The organism is Mucilaginibacter sp. L196 (assembly GCF_009765905.1).
GTDB lineage: Bacteria > Bacteroidota > Bacteroidia > Sphingobacteriales > Sphingobacteriaceae > Mucilaginibacter.
The window spans coordinates 1-22933 of sequence record NZ_LMUO01000003.1 but is presented as its reverse complement, the minus strand read 5'-3'; the positions used below and the strand labels follow the sequence as shown (position 1 = coordinate 22933).

Sequence of the window (22933 nt, the reverse complement as noted above, 5' to 3'; positions counted from 1 at the left end):
GACATACAAAGTTTGATTATCGCTTTTAGAAGATTCTTCACTACGTTCAGAATGACAAGGAGTTTATAAAAGAGCTTGTCATTGCTGTAAGGAACTAAGCAATCGCACGTAGAAAAGTGGTCTTGCATAGTTCGCGATTGCTTCGTTCCTCGCAATGACATGGTTAAAAAGTCAACGTACAGATTCTTCACTGCGTTCAGAATGACAAGGATGAGCAGGTTTTCTAATAACATCATAAGTTAAATTCTGTTAAATAACTAGCTATAGCTTAGTGCTTTAGTGTAAATCCTCTACTTTTGAATATAACCTAACGATTATGTTCAAAAGCTACTTTAAACTTGCCTTGCGCAATCTTTGGAAAAGAAAGACTACCACATTTATTAATGTTTTTGGCCTGGCGATAGGTTTGGCTTGTTGCGCCCTGGTTTTTCTATTTGTGCAGCACGAGTTCAGCTTTGATAAAGGTTTTGATAATGCAGGCGATATTTACCGGGTAACGAGCATATTTAAAGAAGGCAGCACCGCCCCTACTACGGTAATGCCTTATGCCACTTATTTAAAAAGTGAAATACCCGAAATAAAACAGGTAAGCAGGCTTGATGCTTCCAAATGTACCTGTGTGATACAGGTGAATGATGGTAACGACCACACACCTTATACTGTAGACAATGGTTATTGGGCCGATGCATCGTTTTTCGATATATTTTCTTTCCATTTTTCTCAAGGAAATCGTAGCTCTGCTTTTAGTTCACCAAATGCGATAGTATTGTCTGAAATGCTTGCGCAAAAACTTTTTGGTAATAGTAGTGCCGTAGGTAGAACCATTAAAACGGATAATAACATCTACACCATTACGGGGGTGTTTAAAAAAGACTTTCTGAATCATTTTAATGCTGATTTTTTCGCTTCCAATAATAGCAATGGTGTCCGCGAGAAAATCGCCTCTGTACATAATTGGGTCGTTGATCCTAACTACTATTGCTATGTGAGCCTAAAATCCGGCAGCAATAAGCAGCATGTTATTAAAGAACTAAAGGCGTATACGCAAAGACATGCCGCTACTGATATGAAGGCGACAAATGATAATATCAGCAATTCATTACAATCGCTTACAGATATTCATTTGCATTCATCGCAATACCAAAGCTATATGGAGGTTAAACAGGGCAACATGAAATACCTGTACCTGTTGGGCAGCATAGCTTTAACGATACTATTGCTGGGATGTATTAACTACATGAATTTATCAACCGCGCAAGCCATTGATCGGGCCCGCGAGGTTGGCGTGCGCAGGGTAATGGGGGCGGATAGATCGGCTATACGTTACCAGTTTTTAATGGAAACGGTTGCTATCAGTCTGATGGCATTATTGGTGGCTATCCTGCTCGCGTTCCTGTTGCTGCCTGTTTTTAACACGATGACGGGGCAGGAATTATCCTTTTTCGCGCCGGAGAATAGTACACTTATTTTATGGATGCTGCTGGTAACGTTACTAACCGGTTTGTTGGCGGGGCTTTACCCGGCTTGGTACTTGTCGGCATTTAACCCGGTAAAGGTGCTTAAGGGAAAAGCAAGCGATTCATCAAGTCTGGTAAATATTCGTACGGTATTGGTATCGATGCAATTTATCATCTCAACCTGCCTCATATTTGCCACGCTGGTGATATGGAAGCAATTAAACTTTATGATAAATGCCAAACCGGGCTTCGATCAGGATCAGCAATTGGTTATCAATTTAAATACCGACCAAGCCCGGAATAATATTGCTTATTACAGGGATCAACTGGCTAACAACCCCAATTTTCAACAAGTGAGTGCGGCGGCAAGCGGCCTTATTTCGGGCGATATGAATATGTATGCGCAGGGGAAAACAGTTAACGACAAACATGACGTTTTTTTGAACCTGGTTGATGATAATTATGTAAAAACGATAGGCATCAAACTAATATCAGGAACGAATTTTACGCCTGTCAATTTTGCCAATAAAAATACAGCGCTCGATTTGGAAGCGACTGACATCGGCAGACAAGTAATCATAAACGAAGAGGCCGCGAAAGCATTAGGCCTGAATCCTTATACCGCGCCGGGCAATTATTTGTCGCGTTTTTATAACGGTGTGGTTTATAACTATAAAATTATGGGCGTGATGAAGGATTACCACTATTTTTCGTTGCATGCAGCAATTGGCCCGTGTATGATCATGCCTGCAAATCCTATGCGGTTTAGCACTATTATAGCCAAAGTTAAAGGCAATAATGTGGCGGCGGCTATTAAATATAGTCAGCAAGTATGGAAAACGCTAAATCCCGATACCCCATTTAGCTACGATTTTTTAAATGATAACTTTAAATGGGATTATCTGCAGGATCAGCGGGAGCAACAAATGATGGCTACCTGTACTGTTATAGCTATACTGATATCCGGATTGGGGTTATTAGGCTTGATAACACATAGTTTAAATCAACGTGCTAAAGAAATAGGAATAAGAAAGGTGATTGGTGCCAGTGTAAGCAGTATAGTTGTGCTGTTTTATAAAAAATATTTTAAGCTGGTATTAATTGCTAACCTGATAGCCTTACCATTAGCCTGGTACTATATGAATAAATGGCTGAGCGATTTCCCGTACCGGATAGAGATAGGATGGTTAACTTTTATGTTATCCTTGTCGGCAGGTGTAATTATTGCATTTTTTACCATCGCATTTAAAACAATAGGGGCAGCTATGTCCAACCCGGTAATCAGTTTAAGGAGCGAATAAGGTATTTTTGGGTGAAAAACAAGCTTTTTTAATCGAAAAACAGGCTAATTTGAAGTGTTTTTAAGCGATTTTAGACCTTTTTTGTGTTGATTTAGTCTTTATTTTAGCTATTTTTTATTCTAAAAACCACCTTTTTAGTAATGAAAAACCGCTTTTAAGGGGTAAAAGTGTACCAAATGTACCAGGTGTTTCACTTGTAACGTGGTACACCCAGTGTTATTTAGCTTTGAATAAACCGTATTTCAGTATGCAGTATATCGCCCTGAATCCATCCTTCCAGCCTATCTTTTTGCCTTCGGCATAGGTACGGCCGTAGTAAGATATGCCAACTTCATATATCCGTACATTAGGTATCCGGGATATTTTTACAGTTACTTCAGGTTCAAATCCAAATCTGCTTTCTTCAAGGTTGATGGACTGGATCATTTTGGTATCAAATAATTTGTAGCAGGTTTCCATATCCGTTAGGTTAAGGTTACTGTACATGTTGGTTAGCATGGTTAAAAACTTGTTACCTATAGTATGCCAAAAGAATAATACCCTATGCGGGTTCCCTCCCATAAACCTCGACCCAAAAACAACATCGGCAAAACCTTTTATAACCGGTTTTAACAGGTCATTATACTCCTCAGGGTCATATTCTAAATCAGCATCCTGTATAATGAGGTATTCACCCGTAGCTTTTTGTATCCCGGTATGTATGGCGGCGCCTTTACCCTGGTTATGGGCATGCTTGAAATATTGGATAGACATATCCGGGTTCTCTGCAATATAAGTTTCTATTGCCTGTTCAGTATCATCTGTTGAGCAATCATTAACGATGATTAATTCCTTACTGATATTATTAAGTAACTCAACTGATTTTACTTTATCGAGTATTAAATGTATGGTGCGGCCTTCGTTATATGCAGGAATAATTATCGATAATTTTTGTATAGCCATTTGGGGGATTTCTGCCTGTTTTTTTATAAATTCTTAGCTAATATAAAAATATCACCGGTACATTGCTTATTTAATTACCGAAGTGTAAAATGCAAAAATGTTAAAAGAACACTTTAATTGGTGTCAATCATAAATGTATGATGATCGGATTATTTAAATACGCTAATTATTTTATTTCTTGAAATTAAGGTTACATTAGCACTTATAAAATATTTTATCGTTAAAATCACACGTTGAAAATAAATTTGTGGCAGCTAATTGCGACCTAACCCCTTTGCAATTACGCTTGATAATCAGGTTGTAAGATGGCTAATAATGGAAATATTAATATAAAAGAACTGGCGCGTCACCTCAACTTGTCTAAGTCTACCGTGTCCAGAGCTTTTACCGGACATAGTGATATTAACCTGGAAACAAAGGAACGCATACTTAAAGTCGCTAAAGAGCTTAATTATCAACCTAACCATCACGCCAGTAATTTAAGAGCCCAAAAGAGCAAAAACATTGCTATTATAGTTCCTGAGATTGCCAACAACTTCTTCTCGCAAGCTATAGATGGTATTGAAACAGTAGCCCGTGAAAAAGGGTATCATTTGCTGATTTATTTAACGGCCGACAACTTTGAAAGTGAAGTAGCTTACGTAAACGATTTATATAACGGCCGCGCGGATGGAATCATTATGTCGGTATCCGGCGAAGCTAATGATCACAGTTACATGAAGAAGCTGGAGCAACAGCAAATTCCACTTGTTTTTTTTGATAGGGTTTACGATGATATAAACACGGCCAAAGTGGTAACTGACGATTATGCCAGCAGCTTTGAAGCCACCATGCATTTGGTTCAGGCCGGGTGTAAAAACATTGCCTTCCTGGTTACCAACAAACAGTTATCAATCGGAAAAATGCGTATGCAGGGATACCTGGATGCCCTTAGGCACGCAAACTTGCCTTTTGTAGATGAATTAATAGTTGATTGCAGTAACGATATTAATTTGAATTACGCCATACTTACAAACGCGTTTAAAACACTTACCATTGATGGCATTTTCGCTTCGGTTGAGCGTTTGGCTTTTGCTACCTATTATGTTTGCCACGATCTGGGTATCAGTATACCTAACCAGGTAAAGGTTATTAGCTTTTCCAGCCTTGAGATAGCACCTTTATTAAACCCGGCCCTTACCACTATAACGCAGCCAGCTTATGAATTGGGCATACAGGCAGCCACCCTGTTATTCAAAATGCTTACCCAGGATGAGCCCGTTACTGATCAGATAGTATTAGCATCCAAAATTATCCCTCGCAGTTCTACTTTATAAACTTATTTGCTAAATCGAGCAAAGCTAAATTGCGATATTTGCAAAAAGTTTATCCTTTTTATCCTTTTTGGGCAGAATTTTCACCGGTGCCCACAAAAGTTATTAACACTTTTTTCAACAATCGGGAACATTCCCGGAAACCAATTCTCTCCAATTCAAAAAATAAAATATCAATTATTATAACATATGTTACCGTAAAATGTTTAATATCAATTAGTTATTTAAATGTAAATATTACATTTAATGCATAGAATATTGCTTCACTAAATTTTCAATAAATGTTAATAACTTGTTGTTCCTAAAGTTTGCTGCTACATGGGTTAAATCTAATTTTACATCAGTACTTCGTGCTAAAAATTAACCAGTTTAAAACTAAAAACCAAAAATTAATGAAAAACACTTACTTAATCAAGTATGTATTCCTTTTGTTATTTGTTTTTTCGGCAACTGCTGTATTCGCGCAATCAGGCGTAATTACAGGTAAAGTTGTTGATGAAACAAATCAACCGTTACCCGGCGCTGCCGTTACGGTAAAAGGAACTCAACAAGGAGCAGGAACAGATGTTAACGGTATTTTCCGCATAACAGGAGTTTCAGGTACAGTAACATTACACGTAACATTTGTCGGTTATCAACCTGTTGATAAAATTGTAAATGCTTCCGGGAACGTTACCGTAAATATCAATTTATTACCCACAGCCAATGATTTAAATGAGGTTGTGGTAATTGGTTATGGTACCGAAAGGAAAAAGGATTTAACAGGATCAATCGCGACTGTTACAGCTAAGGATTTTAATACTGGTGATGTAACTACCCCGGAACAGTTAATTCAAGGTAAAGTTGCAGGTGTTTCTATTATTTCAAACGATGGTTCTCCGGGTTCTGGCAGCCAAATACTTATCCGCGGCGGTGCTTCGGTAAATGGAAGCAATCAACCGTTAATCGTAATTGATGGGGTCCCTTTAAGTAACGATGCGATAAGTGGTGCAGCAAGTCCACTGGATTTGATTAACCCTAATGATATCGCAAGTTTCTCCATATTAAAAGACGCGTCAGCCGCGGCTATTTATGGTAACAGAGCATCAAATGGTGTAATTATTATCACTACTAAAAAAGGAAAAGCAGGCAAGCCGGTGATTAATTTTAGTACTCAGCTATCGGTTAGTAAAATAACCAAAGAAGCGCCGGTACTTTCCCCAGACCAATTCCACAGCTATGTAGAAGCGAATGGTACCGCTGCTGATATTGCACAGTTGGGTACAGCTAATACCGACTGGCAAAAAGAAATTTATCAAACCGCAGTTAGCAATGATAATAACTTAAGTATATCTGGCACAACCGGGATTTTACCATATCGTGTTTCTGTTGGATATACTGATCAAAACGGTATTTTAAAAACAAGCAACTTAAACCGTTATACAACGGGCATCAATTTAAGTCCAAGCTTTTTTAGTGATCATTTAAAGGTTGACTTCAACTTTTTAGGCTCAAGGCAAACACAAAGATTTGCTAACACATCCGCTATTGGCGATGCAAACAACTTTAATCCTACAGATCCGGTTTATTCAGGCAACAGTAGTTACGGTGGCTATTATGAGATTTTAGCGCCAACATCAACCAATCCTGAAGCCTTAAAAAGCCTTGCACCTTTAAACCCACTTGGTGTACTGGAAGAAGAGCAAAACAGAAGTACCGTTTACAGGGGTATTGGTAGCTTAGCTTTAGACTACAAGGTTCATTTTTTTCCGGATCTACATGTTAATGTAAGCTATGGCTATGATGGCTCAAATGGTTCAGGATATACAGACTATCCTGCATACGCAGCTTCACAACAACCGGGTACCATTGTAAACGGGACAACATATTTTGGATCTAACACAAAATATAAAGCTACTGTAGGCAATAGCACTATGGATGGGCATTTAAGCTATTCACATGATTTTAAATCAGCAAAGAGCCATGTTGACGCGGTTGCAGGTTACTCAGACCAAAACTTTTCAACAACCACTTATAACTATGCAACATATTTTGCTAACAATATAATAAATCCAACTACTATACCAACTTATGCTACCGGGATTGGGCAATATGATTTAACGTCATTTTATGGCCGTGTAAATTATAGCTATGACGATAAGTATTTGTTAACCGGTTCGTTCCGTAGTGACGTATCAACCAGGTTTGAACCGGGCATCCGTACAGGAAATTTTCCGGCCGTAGCTGCGGCATGGGTTGCCAGTAATGAAGATTTTCTGAAAGGGAACCAAGTTTTAACTGAACTTAAATTCCGGATCGGATATGGTAAAACGGGTAATCAGGACGGAATAGGTGATTATGATTATTTATCTGACTATTCACTAAGTAACAGTACTGCACAATACCGGTTAGGTGATACTTATTACGAAGGCTACAGGCCGGGAGCATTTTACCCTGGCAGAACCTGGGAAAAAACAGCAACCAGCAATTTTGGTGTTGATTATGGTTTCTTAAATGGCCGTATTTCAGGTAGTGTTGATTTTTACTATCGTACCACAACCGACTTGTTGGCTACTATTAATGAACCAGCGCTATCTAATTTTGCAAACACTATTGTTGCAAATGTGGGCAGTATGCAGGATAAAGGTGTTGAATTTAACATTACAGGCCAACTAATAACTACTAAAGATATATCATGGAGCGCCAATATTAACATGACTATCAACCGAAATAAAATTACGAACTTAACGGAGGTTCCTAATCCAAATTTCCCGGGTTTACCAGTAGGTGGCATTTCTGGTGGCGTGGGTACAACTATACAGATAGACCAAGTAGGTTATACTAAAAACGCATTTTATACCTATCAACAAGTTTATGGTACAAATGGCAAACCACTTGAAGGGGTATATGTTGATCAGAATGGCGATGGCGTAATCAATAGTAGTGACCTGTTAGTAAACCATAGCCCAGATCCACAAGAATATTTTGGATTTAATTCAGAATTCAGGGATAAAAAATGGAGCATCGGTTTCTCTGCACGTGCTAACTTTGGCAACTATGTTTATAATAATATCGCGTCAAGTACAGGTTATGGACAAAACTTCATAAACGGATTAGGTATAATTGAAAATGGCTCGAGCGATGTTTTAAAATCCGGTTTTACAACAGCACAATATTTATCTAGTTACTATATACAAAATGCATCATTCTTTAGAATGGATAATACGCACATTGGTTATAATTTTGGTAAAGTATTTAAAAATACCGGCGACCTTAAAGTTACAGGTAACGTGCAAAATGTGTTTATCATTACCAAATATACAGGTGTAGACCCTGAATCAACAACAGGTATCGATAACAACGAATATCCACGACCAAGGACTTATACCTTAGGTTTAAACCTTACTTTATAAAATTTAGTTTATTTACAACATAAATGAAAATGAAAAGACATACAATAAATATGGTGTTATTAGCGGGCATAGTAGCCTTTAGCATAACATCGTGCAAAAAAAATCTTATCCTTTCGCCTAATAATGAGGTTACTTCGCAACAGGTATTCAGTACACCTTTGGGTTATACCCAGGCGATGGCGAAAGTTTATGGTGCTTTTGCCCTTACCGGAAATGAAGGACCTGCAGGATCTCCTGATATACAGGGTGTTGATGAAGGCACATCTGACTTTTTTCGTGAATTCTGGAATTGTGAAGAATTACCAACCGATGAAGCTGTTATAACTTATACTGACCCGGGCGTACAGCCACTGCATTCAATGTCATGGGATGCAACTAATGCCATTTCTCAAGGCTTATATTACCGGTCATTATATCAGATAACACTATGTAACAACTTTTTACAGCAATCAACACCTGCAATGGTTGCAAAGCGTGGCATTACAGGCGCCGATGCAACTAACATTGCTTATTATGCCGCCGAAGCTCGTTTTTTGCGTGCTTATCAGTACTGGGTAATGATGGATGTTTTTGGTAATCCGCCATTTGCAACTGATGCTACCACAATTGGTTCAACTATTCCTCCGCAGATCACAAGGAAAAACCTTTATGCTTACATTGTAAGTGAATTAAAGGCGATTGACCCATTAATGGTTAAACCCAATCAAAATCTATATGGCCGCGCTGATGAGGCTGCTGTTTGGGCATTACTGGCACGTGTTTATCTTAATGCAGCTGTATATACCGGCACAGCAGATTATGCAGATGCTGCAACTTATGCTTCAAAGGTTATTGGAACTTCTAATTATGGATTGATATCAAACTTTCAAAATTTGATGCTGGCCGATGATTCTTTAAATACCGTATCTGGTGGTGGTAAAATAAGTGAATTCATTTTAACTATCAATTATAATGGTACCAAATCAGAAACTTATGGCGGTTCACAATATTTAACGCACGCTCCTGTTGGAGGTTCAATGCCACCTGACCTTTTTGGAATTAGTGGTGGTTATGATGGGTCAAGAACCACAAGTAATATCATTAGTTTATTCCCTGCGCCGGCAACTACCGATGGTTCACAGTTCCCAAGTAATGGAAATGCAGATTCACGTGCACAATTCTGGTATCCTGGCCAAAGCGCAACTATTAATAATGTGTTAACATTTACTGATGGTATAGCCGTTACTAAATTTAGAAACGTTACCAGTACAGGTGCGCAAGGCTCGAGCAATACCTATAGCGACGTTGATTTACCATTGTTCCGTGTGCCCGAAATGTATTTGATATATGCAGAGGCAGCATTAAACGGCGCCGCAGGAACTGATCAGGGCACGGCACTAAACTACGTTAATTTAATTCGTGAACGCGCATATGGAGGCCATGCCGGTGACATTGTGGCAGCGCAACTTACGCTTCAATTTATTTTAGATGAGCGTGCACGCGAGTTGTTTTGGGAAGGTTTCCGTCGTACAGATTTGATCCGTTACGGTTTATTTACAAGCTCAACATACCTATGGCCATTTAAAGGCGGCGTTGCTAATGGAACAGGTGTCGCTTCTTATCGGAATTTATTCCCGTTACCAGCAACGGATTTGGCTGCAAATCCTAACCTCAAACAAAATCCGGGGTATTAATAAAGTGAGTATTATAAGTTAATTACTTATAAATAGGCATGTTTAATTTAAAAAATGAAAAAAATGAAAAAGTTAATATTAAGTTTTTTAGCATTTAGCAGTGTAGGGATGCTAATGCTTGCCTCGTGTACAAAGAACGACCCTAAAGTGGTAAGCAATGGCGGTACTCCGGGAACATTATCAGCATCAGGATCAACAGTAGTATTGGTTAAAGCCAATGCCGCCGATACAGCTACTAAAGTAATTACATTTACCGCAACAGCATCACAGGATAACTTTAAGGCATCTGTAACTAATGCGTTGCAAATTGATTCTATAGGTGATAATTGGAAACATCCGGCTACTATAGCATTCAACTCAGGTTCACTTACACTAGGCCTCAGTACCTCAGTTTTAAACACTGCATTATTACAAATTGTACCCGGCGGCGTTACATCAAATGTAAATGTACGTGTTCAGTATGCGCTTAGCCCTGAAGTAGCCAGTTACTCAAATGTGTTGCCAGTTACCGTTACACCGTATAGTTTAGCATCATACATCTATATTGTAGGAGCTTTTCAGGGTTGGAATGCGGCATCGCCCGATAGTTTAGTATCTCTTACATCAAATGGTACTTACACTGGAACATTCACTTTTCAAGCTGGAAGTGGTAACAATCAATTTTTGATTTTACCTGTAAAAAATAGCTATAATATAAAATATGCTACAGCTACTAGTACTGTTCCAACCAGTGTGTTAACCATAGGTGCTAATAATAATATAAGCGCCCCAGCAGCCGCAGGTACTTATACTATAACATTTGATATTAATGCACTTACTATTGGTTTTAAATAGTAGTAATATTTAATAAAATTGCCTAGTGGTTATTATAAATTTTGTTTACCCCGATTGTTGCATTTAACAATCGGGGTATAGCAAAACCGCCCGATCATCATACAATACAAACTGTATTGTTAATTAACACCAACAAAAACACACCCTAACTTTTGTTGTAATAAATCTACCCCTGAATTCTTCAATACTATATCACTATGAAAATTAAGTTAGCTCTTATTGTTTTTTTACTGTTTCTGTCAGCCAGTGCATTTGCACAAATACCGGCACTTGAGCGTGTTGAACCCATGTTTTGGTGGGTTGGCATGAAAAACCCTAAACTTCAGCTAATTGTACATGGTGATAAAATTGCTGAACGCGCGGTAAAACTTAATTATCCCGGCGTAAAGCTTACGCAGGTTCATAAGGTTGAAAATCCAAACTATCTATTTTTAGATCTGGATATATCCGCAGCTGCAAAACCCGGCGCGTTTACCATATCTTTCATAAAAACGAGAGCAGCTAATCTCCAATATAAATATGAATTGAAACAACGCGACCACTCCCCTAACAGGGCGCAGGGCGTTACCGATAAGGATTTAATTTATTTGATTATGCCTGATCGCTTCTCAAACGGCGATCCTTCTAATGATTCTATCCCCGGAATGGCAGAGATGAAAGTTGACCGCAGCCAAATGTATGCCCGCCACGGCGGTGACATACAGGGTGTGATGAATCATTTGGATTATTTGAAAGATCTGGGGGTTACCACCGTATGGCTAACGCCTGAAATTACTAATGATATGCCACATGCATCCTACCACGGCTACGCGGTAACTGATCATTATTATGTCGACCCTCGATTTGGCACAAATGCGTTGTATAAAGCTTTTGTAGATAAATGCCACGCCATGGGTTTAAAAGTAATTAAGGATCTGGTACACAATCACTCCGGCATAAATGATTATTTTATTAAAGATATGCCCATGAGAAGCTGGGTGCATCAATGGCCAAAGTATACCAACTCAAACTTTAGGGATGCTGCCGTGATGGATCCACATGCGTCTGCTATGGATAAGAAGATCATGCTTGATGGCTGGTTTGATCATAGCATGGCTGATATGAACGAGAATAATCCTTATGTGCAGAACTATCTTACCCAAAATCATATTTGGTGGGTGGAATATGCCGGGGTTGATGGTTTCCGTTTGGATACCTACCCTTACAATGATGCCGAGTATATGGCAGATTGGGCAAGAAAAGTTAAGGCTGAGTTTCCTCATTTATCTATTTATGGCGAAACGCTGGTATGGTCGGTTGCAAACCAGGCCTTTTTTACACAAGGTAATACAGTTAACCGTGGTTTCGATACAGAGTTGCCGGGTGTAGTTGATTCGCAAGTAAAAGATGCATTGGCCGAAGCGCTTAATGGCAAAGAAGGTTGGACAGATGGTGTTAACAGGTTATACCTAGTATTGGCTCTGGATTTTTTATATCAGGACCCAAACCGCAACGTGGTGTTTTTAGATAACCATGATATGAGTCGTTTCTATTCAGTTGTAGGCGAGGATTTCAACAAATATAAGGCAGGAATGGCATTGCTTTTAACTACCCGCGGTATACCGCAAATGTATTACGGCGATGAGATATTAATGAAAGGCGTTGATAATCCTGATGGGTTGGTGAGAAGTGATTTCCCGGGCGGATGGGCAGGAGATAAGGCTAATAAATTTACGAATGAAGGTCGTACAGATTCGGAAAGAATGGCATTTAATTATGTGCGCACGCTTGCCAATTATAGAAAGCACACACCCGCTTTGCAAACCGGTAAACTAATGCAATATATACCTGAAAAAGGCATATATGTTTACTTCCGATACGATGCAGCCAAAACGATCATGATAATTTATAACGGCGAAACAAAAGAACAAACGCTTACCACAGATAGGTTTAATGAGCGTACCGCCGGATTTACCAGGGCAACAAATGTTATCACCAATGAGAGTATAAGTAACATTGGATCAATAGCAATACCCGGTAAAACAACTTTAGTGCTTGAGTTGAAAAAATAAGCACTATTTAAATCGAACTAAAACAATAACCATTACTCGCAGAGAAGGAATATTTTAGCAAATGAAGAACTACATTAAGGCTGATGAATGGCAAATAATAGAAGAGGGTTTTGATCCAAAGCTTAATGAAATATCAGAGAGCCTGTTTAGCATAGGCAATGGCCGTATGGGGCAGCGCGCTAATTTTGAAGAAGCGTACTCCGGGAAAACCTTACAGGGAAGTTATATAGCAGGCGTTTATTATCCGGATAAAACAAGGGTTGGCTGGTGGAAAAACGGTTACCCTGAAAACTTTGCCAAAGTATTAAATGCCGCAAACTGGATTGGCATCGATATAAACATCGAAAACGAACAGCTTGACCTGGCAACCTGCAAAGTACTTGAGTTTAAAAGAGTACTAAACATGCGCGATGGCTACCTGCAGCGCACCTTTACCGCCGAACTGAAAAGCGGCAAACAAATAAAGGTAAACGCCAGGCGGCTTTGCAGCATTGTAGATGAAGAAGCCGGTGCTATTGAATATACAATCACCCCGGTGAATTTTAGCGGAGCAATAACTATTAACTCTTATATAGATGGCGACATTGCCAATAAGGATTCTAATTACGATGAAAAGTTTTGGGATGCGGTAAATAGTAAGGTTGATAATAACCAGGCTTATTTAACCCTGAGAACTAAAAAAACATTATACGAGGTTTGTACCGGTGTTTGTACCATTGTTTATCAAAATGGTAAACCCGCAGATGTCAAATATATCAGCACACCTAAAGAGAAATATACATCAACTGTTGTCAATGTAAACGCCAATAAGAGTGAGAATATAACGATATATAAATACGCGGTAAACGTATCCTCACAAAACTATAAACCCGAAGATTTGCTCTCGGCCTGTACAAAAGTACTGAACCAAGTAAGCACGAAAGGTTTTGATAAAATGTTAGCCGAACAAGCAGAAGCCTGGAAGGAAAAATGGCACGAAAACGATATTATTATTGAAGGCGATGTGGCAGCACAGCAAGGCATCCGTTTCAATATTTTTCAGTTAAATCAAACCTATACGGGTAAGGATGATCGTTTAAATATAGGCCCTAAAGGTTTTACAGGCGAAAAATATGGCGGTTCTACTTATTGGGATACAGAGGCTTATTGTGTGCCTTTTTATTTGGCTACCGCACCACAGCAGGTAACTAAAAATCTGCTCATCTACCGTTACAAGCAACTTGATAAAGCTATAGAGAACGCTCAAAAGCTTGGTTTTAATGACGGAGCAGCCTTGTACCCTATGGTAACCATGAATGGCGAAGAGTGTCATAACGAATGGGAAATTACTTTTGAAGAGATCCATCGCAACGGTGCTATAGCTTATGCCATTTATAATTACATTAATTATACCGGCGATGCAGCGTATTTGAATGAATACGGACTGGAAGTATTAGTTGGGATAGCTCGTTTTTGGGCCCAACGTGTAAACTGGAGCGAAAACCAGGGCAAATTTGTAATGCTGGGCGTAACCGGGCCAAATGAATACGAAAATAACGTAAATAATAATTGGTATACCAGCACCATTGCTTGCTGGAGCATGGAATACGCGAGCGAAACTGTAAACTATGTAAAAACAAATACGCCTGAAAAATATCAGCAATTAATAAAAAAACTAAACTTTAATGAAGCAGATGAAACTTCCTTCTGGAATCATATTTGCAAAAATATGTACTTCCCTAAGGATGAAACAAAAAACATCTTTTTGCAACAGGATGGTTTCCTCGATAAAGAAATAATTCCGGTAAATGATCTTAATCCAGCCGAAAGGCCATTAAACCAAAATTGGAGCTGGGACAGGATACTGCGGTCGTGCTATATTAAACAGGCCGACGTATTACAGGGGCTTTATTTTTTCAGTGATAAATTTGATGAGGAAACGTTACGAAGCAATTATGAGTTTTATGAGCCGCTAACGGTACATGAAAGTTCTTTATCGCCTTGTGTACACGCTATACTTGCGGCACGTTTAGGTAGGGAAGATGATGCTTATAATTTTTACCTGCGTACATCAAGGCTCGATTTGGACGATTATAATAATGATACGGAAGATGGTTTACATATCACCTCAATGGCAGGCACATGGATGAGTGTAGTTGAAGGTTTTGCCGGGATGCAGGTAAAGAATGGCAAACTAAGTTTCAGCCCATTTTTACCAAATCAATGGAAATCATATTCGTTTAACATCACCTTTCGTGGGGCATTGATCAACGTTTTGGTTAATACGGATGGTATTTGCTTAAGTAATTACTCAACCCATAACCTGAGGGTAAATGTTTTTGATGAGCATTGCGATATCAACTCAAATGCGCAAATCTTTGTAGCGCATAAGGTGAGGGTGTAATTGTTAGTTTATTACAAAAAGGAAAGCCGGTATTTAATAAATACCGGCTTTCCTTTTTGTAGATATTTTGATATTAAATATTGGTATTCAATAAATTTAATATGTCGGTATTATTAGATGCTTTTGCATAATCGGCGGCAACTTTATGATTTTTATCGGCGATTTTTACATTAGCGCCACGATCAATAAGTGTTTTTACAAGGGCGGCATTGCCTGAATTTACCGCGTCAATTAAAGCGGTATCACCTGCTTTATCCTGAAGGTTGATGTCAGCATCTTCTTCAAGTAAAAGTTTGGCAGCGCGTAATTGTCCGCTTTGTACAGCAACAATTAAGGGTGTTTCACCTTGCGCGTCACGAGAATTTACATTAACACCACTGTTTAACAGGAATTTGATGCCGGGGATGTCGTTTGTTTTGGCAGCAGTAAAAATGTTTTGAGCAAAAATTGGTAGTGAGAACAGCACAAATAAGCTTAATAGAATAACTTTCTTTTTCATTTAATAAATTAATTAGGGGCCCAAAGCCGGTTAAAATTACCCTAATAACGTAAAAGAATTAATTAATGTTTAATTGAAGGTTTCGCGCTTTTTTTTAATGACGAACTTTGACTTTCGTTATATGAAACAATGTATTTGGTATACAAACAAAAGTTTGCGCGAGATTTATATAAAATGCGACTATAGTGTATAATCTACACCGATTTAAATTAACCTTTAGTTTAATAGAAGATGATTTTTCTAATTTTCAGATGACATTTTTATGACAAAATAGAGCTGAATAGAATACGATTTTTAAATTAAATTCAGGCTACTGCATGTAATTCTCTGTCCTCCAATTTATTCAGTTTGTTCAGTCTGGTTTTCAAAATGCCTCTTGCGCGGCATAAAGTGGTTCTTGATAGCAGTTCCGACATGCCAAGTTTAGTCCCTATTTCCTGATGCGAAAAACCTTCAATAGCATACATGTTAAATACCGAACGATAAGTATCAGGCAATTGATCTATCATTTGTAATAAGTCAGCAGCCTCAAGGGTGTTATCGTTACGTGTGGTACCTGCCATCATCTTGTTATCTTCACCAAAATCATCAACCAAAACCATAGTGCGCGCTTTACGATAGCGCGATATGGCGCAATGTACCATAATGCGGCGAATCCAACCTTCCAGGCTACCCTCGCCACGATAATTGTGCAGGTTGTTAAATAGTTTTACAAAACCTTCCTGTAAAATATCCTGCGCCTCGTCTTTATCTTTTGCATAACGAATGCAAATGGCCATCATTTTTGGCGATAACGTTTTATATAGTAATTCCTGGTATTTAGGCTCGTTACGTAGGCAACCTTCCCATATAAACCTTAAATAATTATCTGTGCTCATCTTTTTGCTATTTGATGAGGCTATGCCAAAATTGATACCCTTAATTTATGTTATTGATTTATAGTTAATTATGTATAAACGAGATTGTATAACTGTTCGATAACGGACGTTTAACGTTTGCTTGCGGACGGTTGCCGCTAATAACATCTAAAACTTTTATCTTTGCCCTATCCGGGATAAAAACCCGGCAACAAGCATGATAAAAGAAATTGAAATAGTATGCCCTCCCGGGCAGCATGAAGATGAAGTCGTTTTAAAAGGCTTTGCAGCATCAGCATTAAAAATATCCCTTAGTAAAATTACCGGCTTCCAAATACTAAAGCGCTCAATTGATGCACGCGGTCGAAAGGTTGTTTACCGCATGCAGCTAAAGGTTTATATTGATGAACCATTTAAACCTGAAACTTACACTGTAAATTATCCTGAAGTAAAAGAAGCCAAGCCTGTTATTATAGTGGGCGCTGGTCCGGCTGGTTTATTTGCCGCTTTGCAGTGTATAGAGCTTGGACTAAAACCGATCATTATAGAGCGCGGCAAGGAAGTAAAAGATCGTCGCCGCGATTTGGCGAACATCAACAAACAAGGCTTGGTAAATCCCGAAAGTAATTATTGCTTTGGCGAAGGCGGCGCAGGTACATATTCTGATGGTAAACTCTATACCCGTTCAACCAAACGGGGCGATGTAAACCAGGTATTGAAGATATTTGTAGCTCATGGCGCAACAACTGATATTTTGGTTGATGCCCGCCCGCACATCGGTACCAATAAATTACCACAGATCATCACCGCTATTCGCGAGACGATACTCAATGCAGGCGGAGAAATTCGCTTTGATGCGAAAGTTACCTCATTGATAATATCCTTTGATAAAATTAAAGGCGTTGAACTGGCATCAGGCGAAAAAATAAACTCTGATGCGGTAATACTGGCAACGGGCCACTCCGCGCGTGATGTTTTTGAATTGCTGCATCGCCAAAATGTATTGATCGAAGCCAAGCCATTTGCTTTAGGTGTGCGGATTGAACATCCGCAGGAAATTATTGACCGTGCGCAATATCATTGCGAAGTTCGGGGTGATGACTTGCCACCATCCTATTATAGTTTGGTTGAACAGGTTGATGGTCGTGGCGTATTCTCCTTTTGCATGTGCCCCGGCGGTATCATCGCGCCCTGCGCCACTGAAGCTAACGAAATTGTAGTGAATGGCTGGAGTCCATCCAAACGGAATAATCCTTATGCTAACTCAGGTACAGTGGTCCAAATTAATTTAGAGGATGTAGCCGGAGATGAAAACGATCCATTTAAAATGCTCAAGTTTCAGCAGGAAATTGAGCGGCTAGCCTTTATAGCAGGCGGCGGTAGTTTAGTTGCCCCCGCACAACGCATGGTCGACTTTGTGAATGGCTGGCAATCTATCGATCTACCCAAAAACTCTTATCTACCCGGTACAAAAAGCACCCAGTTAAAAGAGATATTGCCCGATTGGATAAATGCACGTTTGCGCAAAGCATTACCAGTGTTTGGGCAAAAAATGAAAGGCTATTATACCAACGAGGCTATATTAGTAGGTGTAGAATCGCGGACATCATCACCAGTAAAAGTTCCGAGAGATAAAGAAACATTACAACATCCACAGATAACCGGCTTATTCCCTTGTGGCGAAGGTGCGGGTTATGCCGGTGGCATAATTTCTGCTGCTATTGATGGTATAAACTGTGCAACAGCGGCTTTAAAAATATTAGTTTAACCCCCACCCGGCCTCCCCCTGATATCAGGGGGAGGTGTCGACGAAGGAGACGGAGGGGGTAAATAGGCGATAAATTTTTATAAATGACAACATCCGAAAAACTACAGCAAGAATTAGAAAAAGTATTATCAGGCCGCCCATGGTATGGCATAGGCATATATGATACAATCGCCAAAATTAGTTTCGAAGCCGCTTATGAAAAGCCGCCCGGCTCTGTGCATAATATTGCTGAAATTGTACTGCACATGGTTGCCTGGACAGAAGAAGTGATGGACCGTATGAACGGAATGACCGCAGGCGTACCCACCAGCGGAGACTGGCCTGAGACCGGTAAGCCCGAGGAGCAAAAATGGCAGAATTATGTTGATGACTTAAAGTTGGTTAATGTAAATTTGATAGGCATCATCCAAAACTTTCCTGAGGAACAATGGGGCGAGCCAATAGATGATCAACGAGGCGACAGGCCTGTAGTTACTTATGAGGCATTGATCAATGGATTAATCCAGCATCATATTTATCATGCAGGGCAAATCGCATTATTAAATAGAATTATAAATGGTTGATAAAAAGACATTGGTTTTAGGCGCTACCCCGGATTCAAGCCGTTACGCATATCTGGCCGCAAACCGATTGGTAAATCATGGGCATAGTATCGTTAACGTCGGCATAAAAACTGGTGAAGTTGCAGGCGTGCAAATTGAAAAAGCCGAAATCATACATGATGATATTGATACGATAACCTTATATGTAGGTACGCAAAATCAGCCACCTTTGTATGATTATATATTAAATACACACCCAAAGCGTATTATCTTCAACCCCGGTACCGAAAATACTGAGCTGCGCAAAATGGCAAACGAAAAAGGGATTGAAACAGAATATGCCTGCACCTTAGTGCTATTATCAATAGGGCAATATTAATAAGACTTATTGATTATTACCATCATTAACCACCAGGTTACTCACCTTGCTTGATGCATTGATGGAATATTGCATTCCATTTTGCGTTTTCCTGGTCATAAAAACAAACAGATATTCGCTATTGGCAAACGTTATGGAGGTAGTTAAGCCACTATCCGCGTCATCCACAATTTTATAGCCATTGCTGGTTTGCAAATCCGTTAATATGGTATTGTATTCATCGGCAGATGCTGTTTCATACAAAACATTAAGTTTTAACCGGTTTACCAGATCTATCCTAAAATCCGAATGATCGCCCATGTAAGTTAGTTGATGCCCTTGCATCCCATGCCTGGAGATATTTTCCATACCGGTAAACTTATAGCCCAATGGTTTAAAATAATCATCAAGCTTTTCCATTCTAACAGCATCACCCAAAACGGTAGTAAAAGTTTTCAAGCTTACAATGTCATTGCCGATAACGGTTTTTACCTGAGCTTGCGATATGAATGGTGCAACAAAAAATACAATCAGCAGTAATTTGTTCTTCATGTTTATTAATTGTGATAAGCTAAGATGTATATTCTATTGTATAGATAATCAAAAACTTTTAGGGAACGATATAATAAAGGTTGCCCCCTCATTCAGTCGGCTTTCAATCGCTATTTTGCCGCCTAAACTTGTAACGTGATTATAAACAAGGTATAAACCGATGCCTTTACTATCGCTATGATTGTGGAACTTTTGATTGAAGCCGAATATCTTGTCTTTCACAGCATCCATATCAAACCCTAATCCTTTATCAGATAAAACCAATTGCTTAATATTATCTCTTTCTCTGGTATAAATAGTAATAACAGGGGCTGTATCAGGCTTGGTGTATTTAATAGAGTTGGTAATCAGGTTAAGAAATATGCTTTCCAGGTAAGCCTTGTTAAAGTTTATAGTTTCAAACACAGAAAAATCGATAGCTATTTTTGCTTTTGCACCTTGTATCAATGATCCTAACGATTGCAGGATTGTATTAAGGCATTCACTTAAATTTAATTCCTCGGTGTGTACTTCTAAAATGTTTTTCTGGCTTAAGGTGTCAACATAATCGTTTAACGTATCCTTTAAACTTTCGGCAGAGATCTTAAGCATTTCAAAAAACTCAAGCGTTTCTTTGTCCTGAATTTTAGATATATCCAGGAAATTAAAAATAGATAGCAGGTTACTAACCGGCAACCTTAAATTATGAGATGTTGTGTAGGTTAGTTGTTTCAACTCGTTATTGATGGAAGTTAAGTTATTCAATAACGAGTTTCTATCCTCCTCTAGTTTCTTTTTATGGGTGATAACTTTGGCAATGGCAAAAACCAACCCTTCTTCTTTAATTGGCATCGATGTCCAGGATAGCCAAACAATTTCGCCGTCTTTAGTTATATACCGGTTTTCGAAATGCAATAGTGGGTTGTCTTTCTTAATATTCTCCCGTTTCTGCGACGTTAGCGCACGATCCTCAGCATGAACAAATGAATCTATCGGCCTTGAAAATAACTCTTCATTGGTATAGCCAAGTGTTTTGGAGACGGCAGGGTTTATCTTTTTGAAATACCCATCAAAACCGGCAATACATAGCAGGTCTGGGGATAAGTTGAAGAAATGCTCCAGATTAAATATATCTTCTTTTATATTATTATTAGTGGTATCAGTAACGTCCATTGTACACAAATCTTAGTCCACGGTTAAAACCTAACGTTTTATTGTACGCAATTTAACTACTACTTGTTGTATAATGCCCTTGCTATTATGGTAACAATTTTAAAAAATGACAGTTTCAGCAGCTGTTAGGCTATTATTGCGGAGCTTGTGAAAATATCCTGATCTCCTTCGGATAATAATTGTTGATCCGGTTAGGCAGTAATTTTGCCCAGCCTAAGGCATAACCTTCAAAGTTCATTAAACTCCAGCCAGTTTCAGCTATAGTTAAGTTAAGATTATCCCGCCTTAAATATTGTATGGCCTGGTCTTTATTCAGCTCGGTTTGTAAAACGGCATCTTTATTAACAATAATGCTTAGGGCCAGCTCATGGTCGGGTACCAGATCCTTGCCTGCAAGTTTGCCTATCCTCACCCCCGATTTCTTTACATACAGGTTCCGGCTCAGAATATTCAAACTTTCAATATGATTACGATTGATGGCCATCCAGTCGTCGTTTACTTTAAAATAGTAAAATTCTGCAGGCTCGTTAATATATTGCTTTACCTGGTCCAGTTCTTTGGCTACCACCTTTTGCTGTTCCTTATTTTTAAAACCACCCATCGCTTCCTGGTTTCCGGTTTTCCTTAAACAGGCGGCGAACAATCCTTCGCCCTTTACCTTGCCGGGATAGAAACGATAACCCCATGCTTTCTTCTTTTCGGATTGAGTTTCAACAATGCCCCACTCCTTATATATAGGTATAGGCAAACTCTCCAATTCAAAACTTTCACAAAGCCAATCCAAAATATCTTCGTTTTCCTGGTGCGAGTAGGAGCATGTACTATATATAAGGTGTCCGCCTTCTTTTAAGCATGGATAGATGTCGGCCAAAATTCTTTCCTGCCTTTGCTGGCATAGGTTTACGTTGTTTTCGCTCCACTCGTTCATCGCCGCAGGGTCTTTACGAAACATACCCGAACCGGAGCAAGGCGCATCAACCAATATAATATCAAAAAAGCCTTTCAGGCGGGTAAAATCTTTTGGATCGTTATTAGTTACGATGACATTGGCAGTTCCCCATTTGCTTAAATTGTCAGCAAGTACCGGTACACGTGTTTTGATGATCTCGTTAGCTACTAATAAATCCTCAGGCAGCATGGCCGAATTGATCAATGTGCTTTTGCCTCCGGGCGCGGCGCACAGATCTAATATCTTCACAGGTTCGCCATCGGGCTTAATGCTTTTTAATATATGACCGATGAACATGGATGATGCTTCCTGTACATAATAACATCCTGCATGGAATAAAGGATCGAATGTAAACGACGGGCGGGTATCTAAATAATAGCCTTCGGGGCACCAGGGCACTTGGCTATTGCCCTTTATTGCTGATTTTTTAAAAGGATTTATCCTTATAGAGGTAGGCGTTTCAGAAAGTTCGTGAGTATTTATAAAGTTTTCTGCGTCAAAACCCGGCTCGCCGGATAATGATTCTAAGAAATTAGGAGGGAAATTAAGCTTGTCCATATCGTGTTTCAAAGATACGAATTCAATAATAGCCCTGTTTACTATATACTAGCGAAAAAAGAATGCCCTAATATCGGCTGTTTAACAGTTAGTTATAAATGTATACACAGTTTTTGCAAAAATGTTTTTGTGGGGTTGGATATTCTTATTACATTTGTGCCCCGCTAAAGAAAAGCGGTTGTTTTTTGAACATTTGGCGACAATAAAATAATCTAAAATAAAGTAAGTTTTTACTTGTTAGATAACTATAAAAGTCGCATCTTTGCAGCCCGCAATTGAAGGAGAAAAGTGAGAAGGAAAGCGGCGGAAAAAACTTTAAAATAAAGTTTGGAGATAAGAAAAAGGTTTATAC

At 39.0% G+C, this 22933-nt stretch carries 16 protein-coding genes; 10 read left to right on the top strand and 6 right to left on the bottom strand.

Annotated features, from left to right (window positions below; genetic code table 11):
- The first annotated feature begins 316 nt into the window (after positions 1 to 316).
- Positions 317 to 2758, top strand: coding sequence for an ABC transporter permease (locus GSQ74_RS00215; protein ID WP_158988850.1), 2442 nt, complete (start codon positions 317 to 319; stop codon positions 2756 to 2758).
- Between the two features lie 216 nt (positions 2759 to 2974).
- On the opposite strand, the gene GSQ74_RS00210 is transcribed toward GSQ74_RS00215, so the two are convergent.
- Positions 2975 to 3700, bottom strand: a complete 726-nt coding sequence (locus GSQ74_RS00210; RefSeq protein ID WP_158988848.1) for a glycosyltransferase family 2 protein — start codon at positions 3698 to 3700, stop codon at positions 2975 to 2977.
- Positions 3701 to 4005: 305 nt separating this feature from the next.
- On the opposite strand from GSQ74_RS00210, the gene GSQ74_RS00205 reads away from it, so the two are divergent.
- The 6 genes from GSQ74_RS00205 to GSQ74_RS00180 all read left to right on the top strand — a co-directional run bounded on the left by GSQ74_RS00205 (position 4006) and on the right by GSQ74_RS00180 (position 15346).
- The gene (locus GSQ74_RS00205) at positions 4006 to 5016 is read left to right on the top strand and encodes a LacI family DNA-binding transcriptional regulator (RefSeq protein ID WP_158988846.1); all 1011 of its coding nucleotides are present in this window, start codon (positions 4006 to 4008) and stop codon (positions 5014 to 5016) included.
- Between the two features lie 389 nt (positions 5017 to 5405).
- Positions 5406 to 8405: a SusC/RagA family TonB-linked outer membrane protein gene (locus GSQ74_RS00200; protein ID WP_158988844.1), complete on the top strand. Its 3000-nt coding sequence runs from the start codon at positions 5406 to 5408 to the stop codon at positions 8403 to 8405.
- Positions 8406 to 8434: 29 nt separating this feature from the next.
- Positions 8435 to 10078 (top strand): RagB/SusD family nutrient uptake outer membrane protein, encoded by a 1644-nt coding sequence (locus GSQ74_RS00195; RefSeq protein WP_158988842.1) that lies wholly within the window; start codon positions 8435 to 8437, stop codon positions 10076 to 10078.
- 63 nt (positions 10079 to 10141) lie between these two features.
- Positions 10142 to 10912, top strand: coding sequence for a SusE domain-containing protein (locus GSQ74_RS00190; protein ID WP_158988840.1), 771 nt, complete (start codon positions 10142 to 10144; stop codon positions 10910 to 10912).
- Between the two features lie 197 nt (positions 10913 to 11109).
- Complete coding sequence (locus GSQ74_RS00185) at positions 11110 to 12963, top strand: glycoside hydrolase family 13 protein (protein ID WP_158988838.1); 1854 nt, start codon at positions 11110 to 11112, stop codon at positions 12961 to 12963.
- Between the two features lie 61 nt (positions 12964 to 13024).
- Positions 13025 to 15346 carry a glycoside hydrolase family 65 protein gene (locus GSQ74_RS00180; RefSeq protein WP_158988836.1) on the top strand — a complete coding sequence of 774 codons (2322 nt, stop codon included), beginning with the start codon at positions 13025 to 13027 and terminating at the stop codon, positions 15344 to 15346.
- Between the two features lie 73 nt (positions 15347 to 15419).
- On the opposite strand, the gene GSQ74_RS00175 is transcribed toward GSQ74_RS00180, so the two are convergent.
- Positions 15420 to 15845, bottom strand: a complete 426-nt coding sequence (locus GSQ74_RS00175) for an ankyrin repeat domain-containing protein (RefSeq protein ID WP_158988834.1) — start codon at positions 15843 to 15845, stop codon at positions 15420 to 15422.
- A 305-nt stretch (positions 15846 to 16150) separates the two neighbouring features.
- Entirely contained in the window at positions 16151 to 16723 is a 573-nt protein-coding gene (locus GSQ74_RS00170) for an RNA polymerase sigma factor (RefSeq protein WP_158988832.1), read from the bottom strand.
- Between the two features lie 196 nt (positions 16724 to 16919).
- On the opposite strand from GSQ74_RS00170, the gene GSQ74_RS00165 reads away from it, so the two are divergent.
- The 3 genes from GSQ74_RS00165 (at position 16920) to GSQ74_RS00155 (ending at position 19391) form a co-directional block, all read left to right on the top strand.
- Positions 16920 to 18470 carry an NAD(P)/FAD-dependent oxidoreductase gene (locus GSQ74_RS00165; protein WP_158988830.1) on the top strand — a complete coding sequence of 517 codons (1551 nt, stop codon included), beginning with the start codon at positions 16920 to 16922 and terminating at the stop codon, positions 18468 to 18470.
- A gap of 83 nt (positions 18471 to 18553) precedes the next feature.
- Complete coding sequence (locus GSQ74_RS00160) at positions 18554 to 19033, top strand: DinB family protein (RefSeq protein ID WP_158988828.1); 480 nt, start codon at positions 18554 to 18556, stop codon at positions 19031 to 19033.
- Positions 19026 to 19391 (top strand): CoA-binding protein, encoded by a 366-nt coding sequence (locus GSQ74_RS00155; RefSeq protein ID WP_158988826.1) that lies wholly within the window; start codon positions 19026 to 19028, stop codon positions 19389 to 19391. Before GSQ74_RS00160 ends, GSQ74_RS00155 begins: the two co-directional genes overlap by 8 nt.
- A 6-nt stretch (positions 19392 to 19397) precedes the next feature.
- Here GSQ74_RS00155 and GSQ74_RS00150 read toward each other — a convergent pair whose 3' ends face one another.
- The 3 genes from GSQ74_RS00150 to GSQ74_RS00140 form a co-directional block, all read right to left on the bottom strand.
- On the bottom strand, positions 19398 to 19922 hold the full coding sequence (locus tag GSQ74_RS00150) for a hypothetical protein (RefSeq protein ID WP_158988824.1): 525 nt from the start codon (positions 19920 to 19922) through the stop codon (positions 19398 to 19400).
- A gap of 48 nt (positions 19923 to 19970) precedes the next feature.
- Positions 19971 to 21074 (bottom strand): PAS domain S-box protein, encoded by a 1104-nt coding sequence (locus GSQ74_RS00145; RefSeq protein ID WP_158988822.1) that lies wholly within the window; start codon positions 21072 to 21074, stop codon positions 19971 to 19973.
- Positions 21075 to 21207: 133 nt separating this feature from the next.
- Positions 21208 to 22581, bottom strand: a complete 1374-nt coding sequence (locus GSQ74_RS00140; protein ID WP_158988820.1) for an RNA methyltransferase — start codon at positions 22579 to 22581, stop codon at positions 21208 to 21210.
- Between the last annotated feature and the right edge of the window lie 352 nt (positions 22582 to 22933).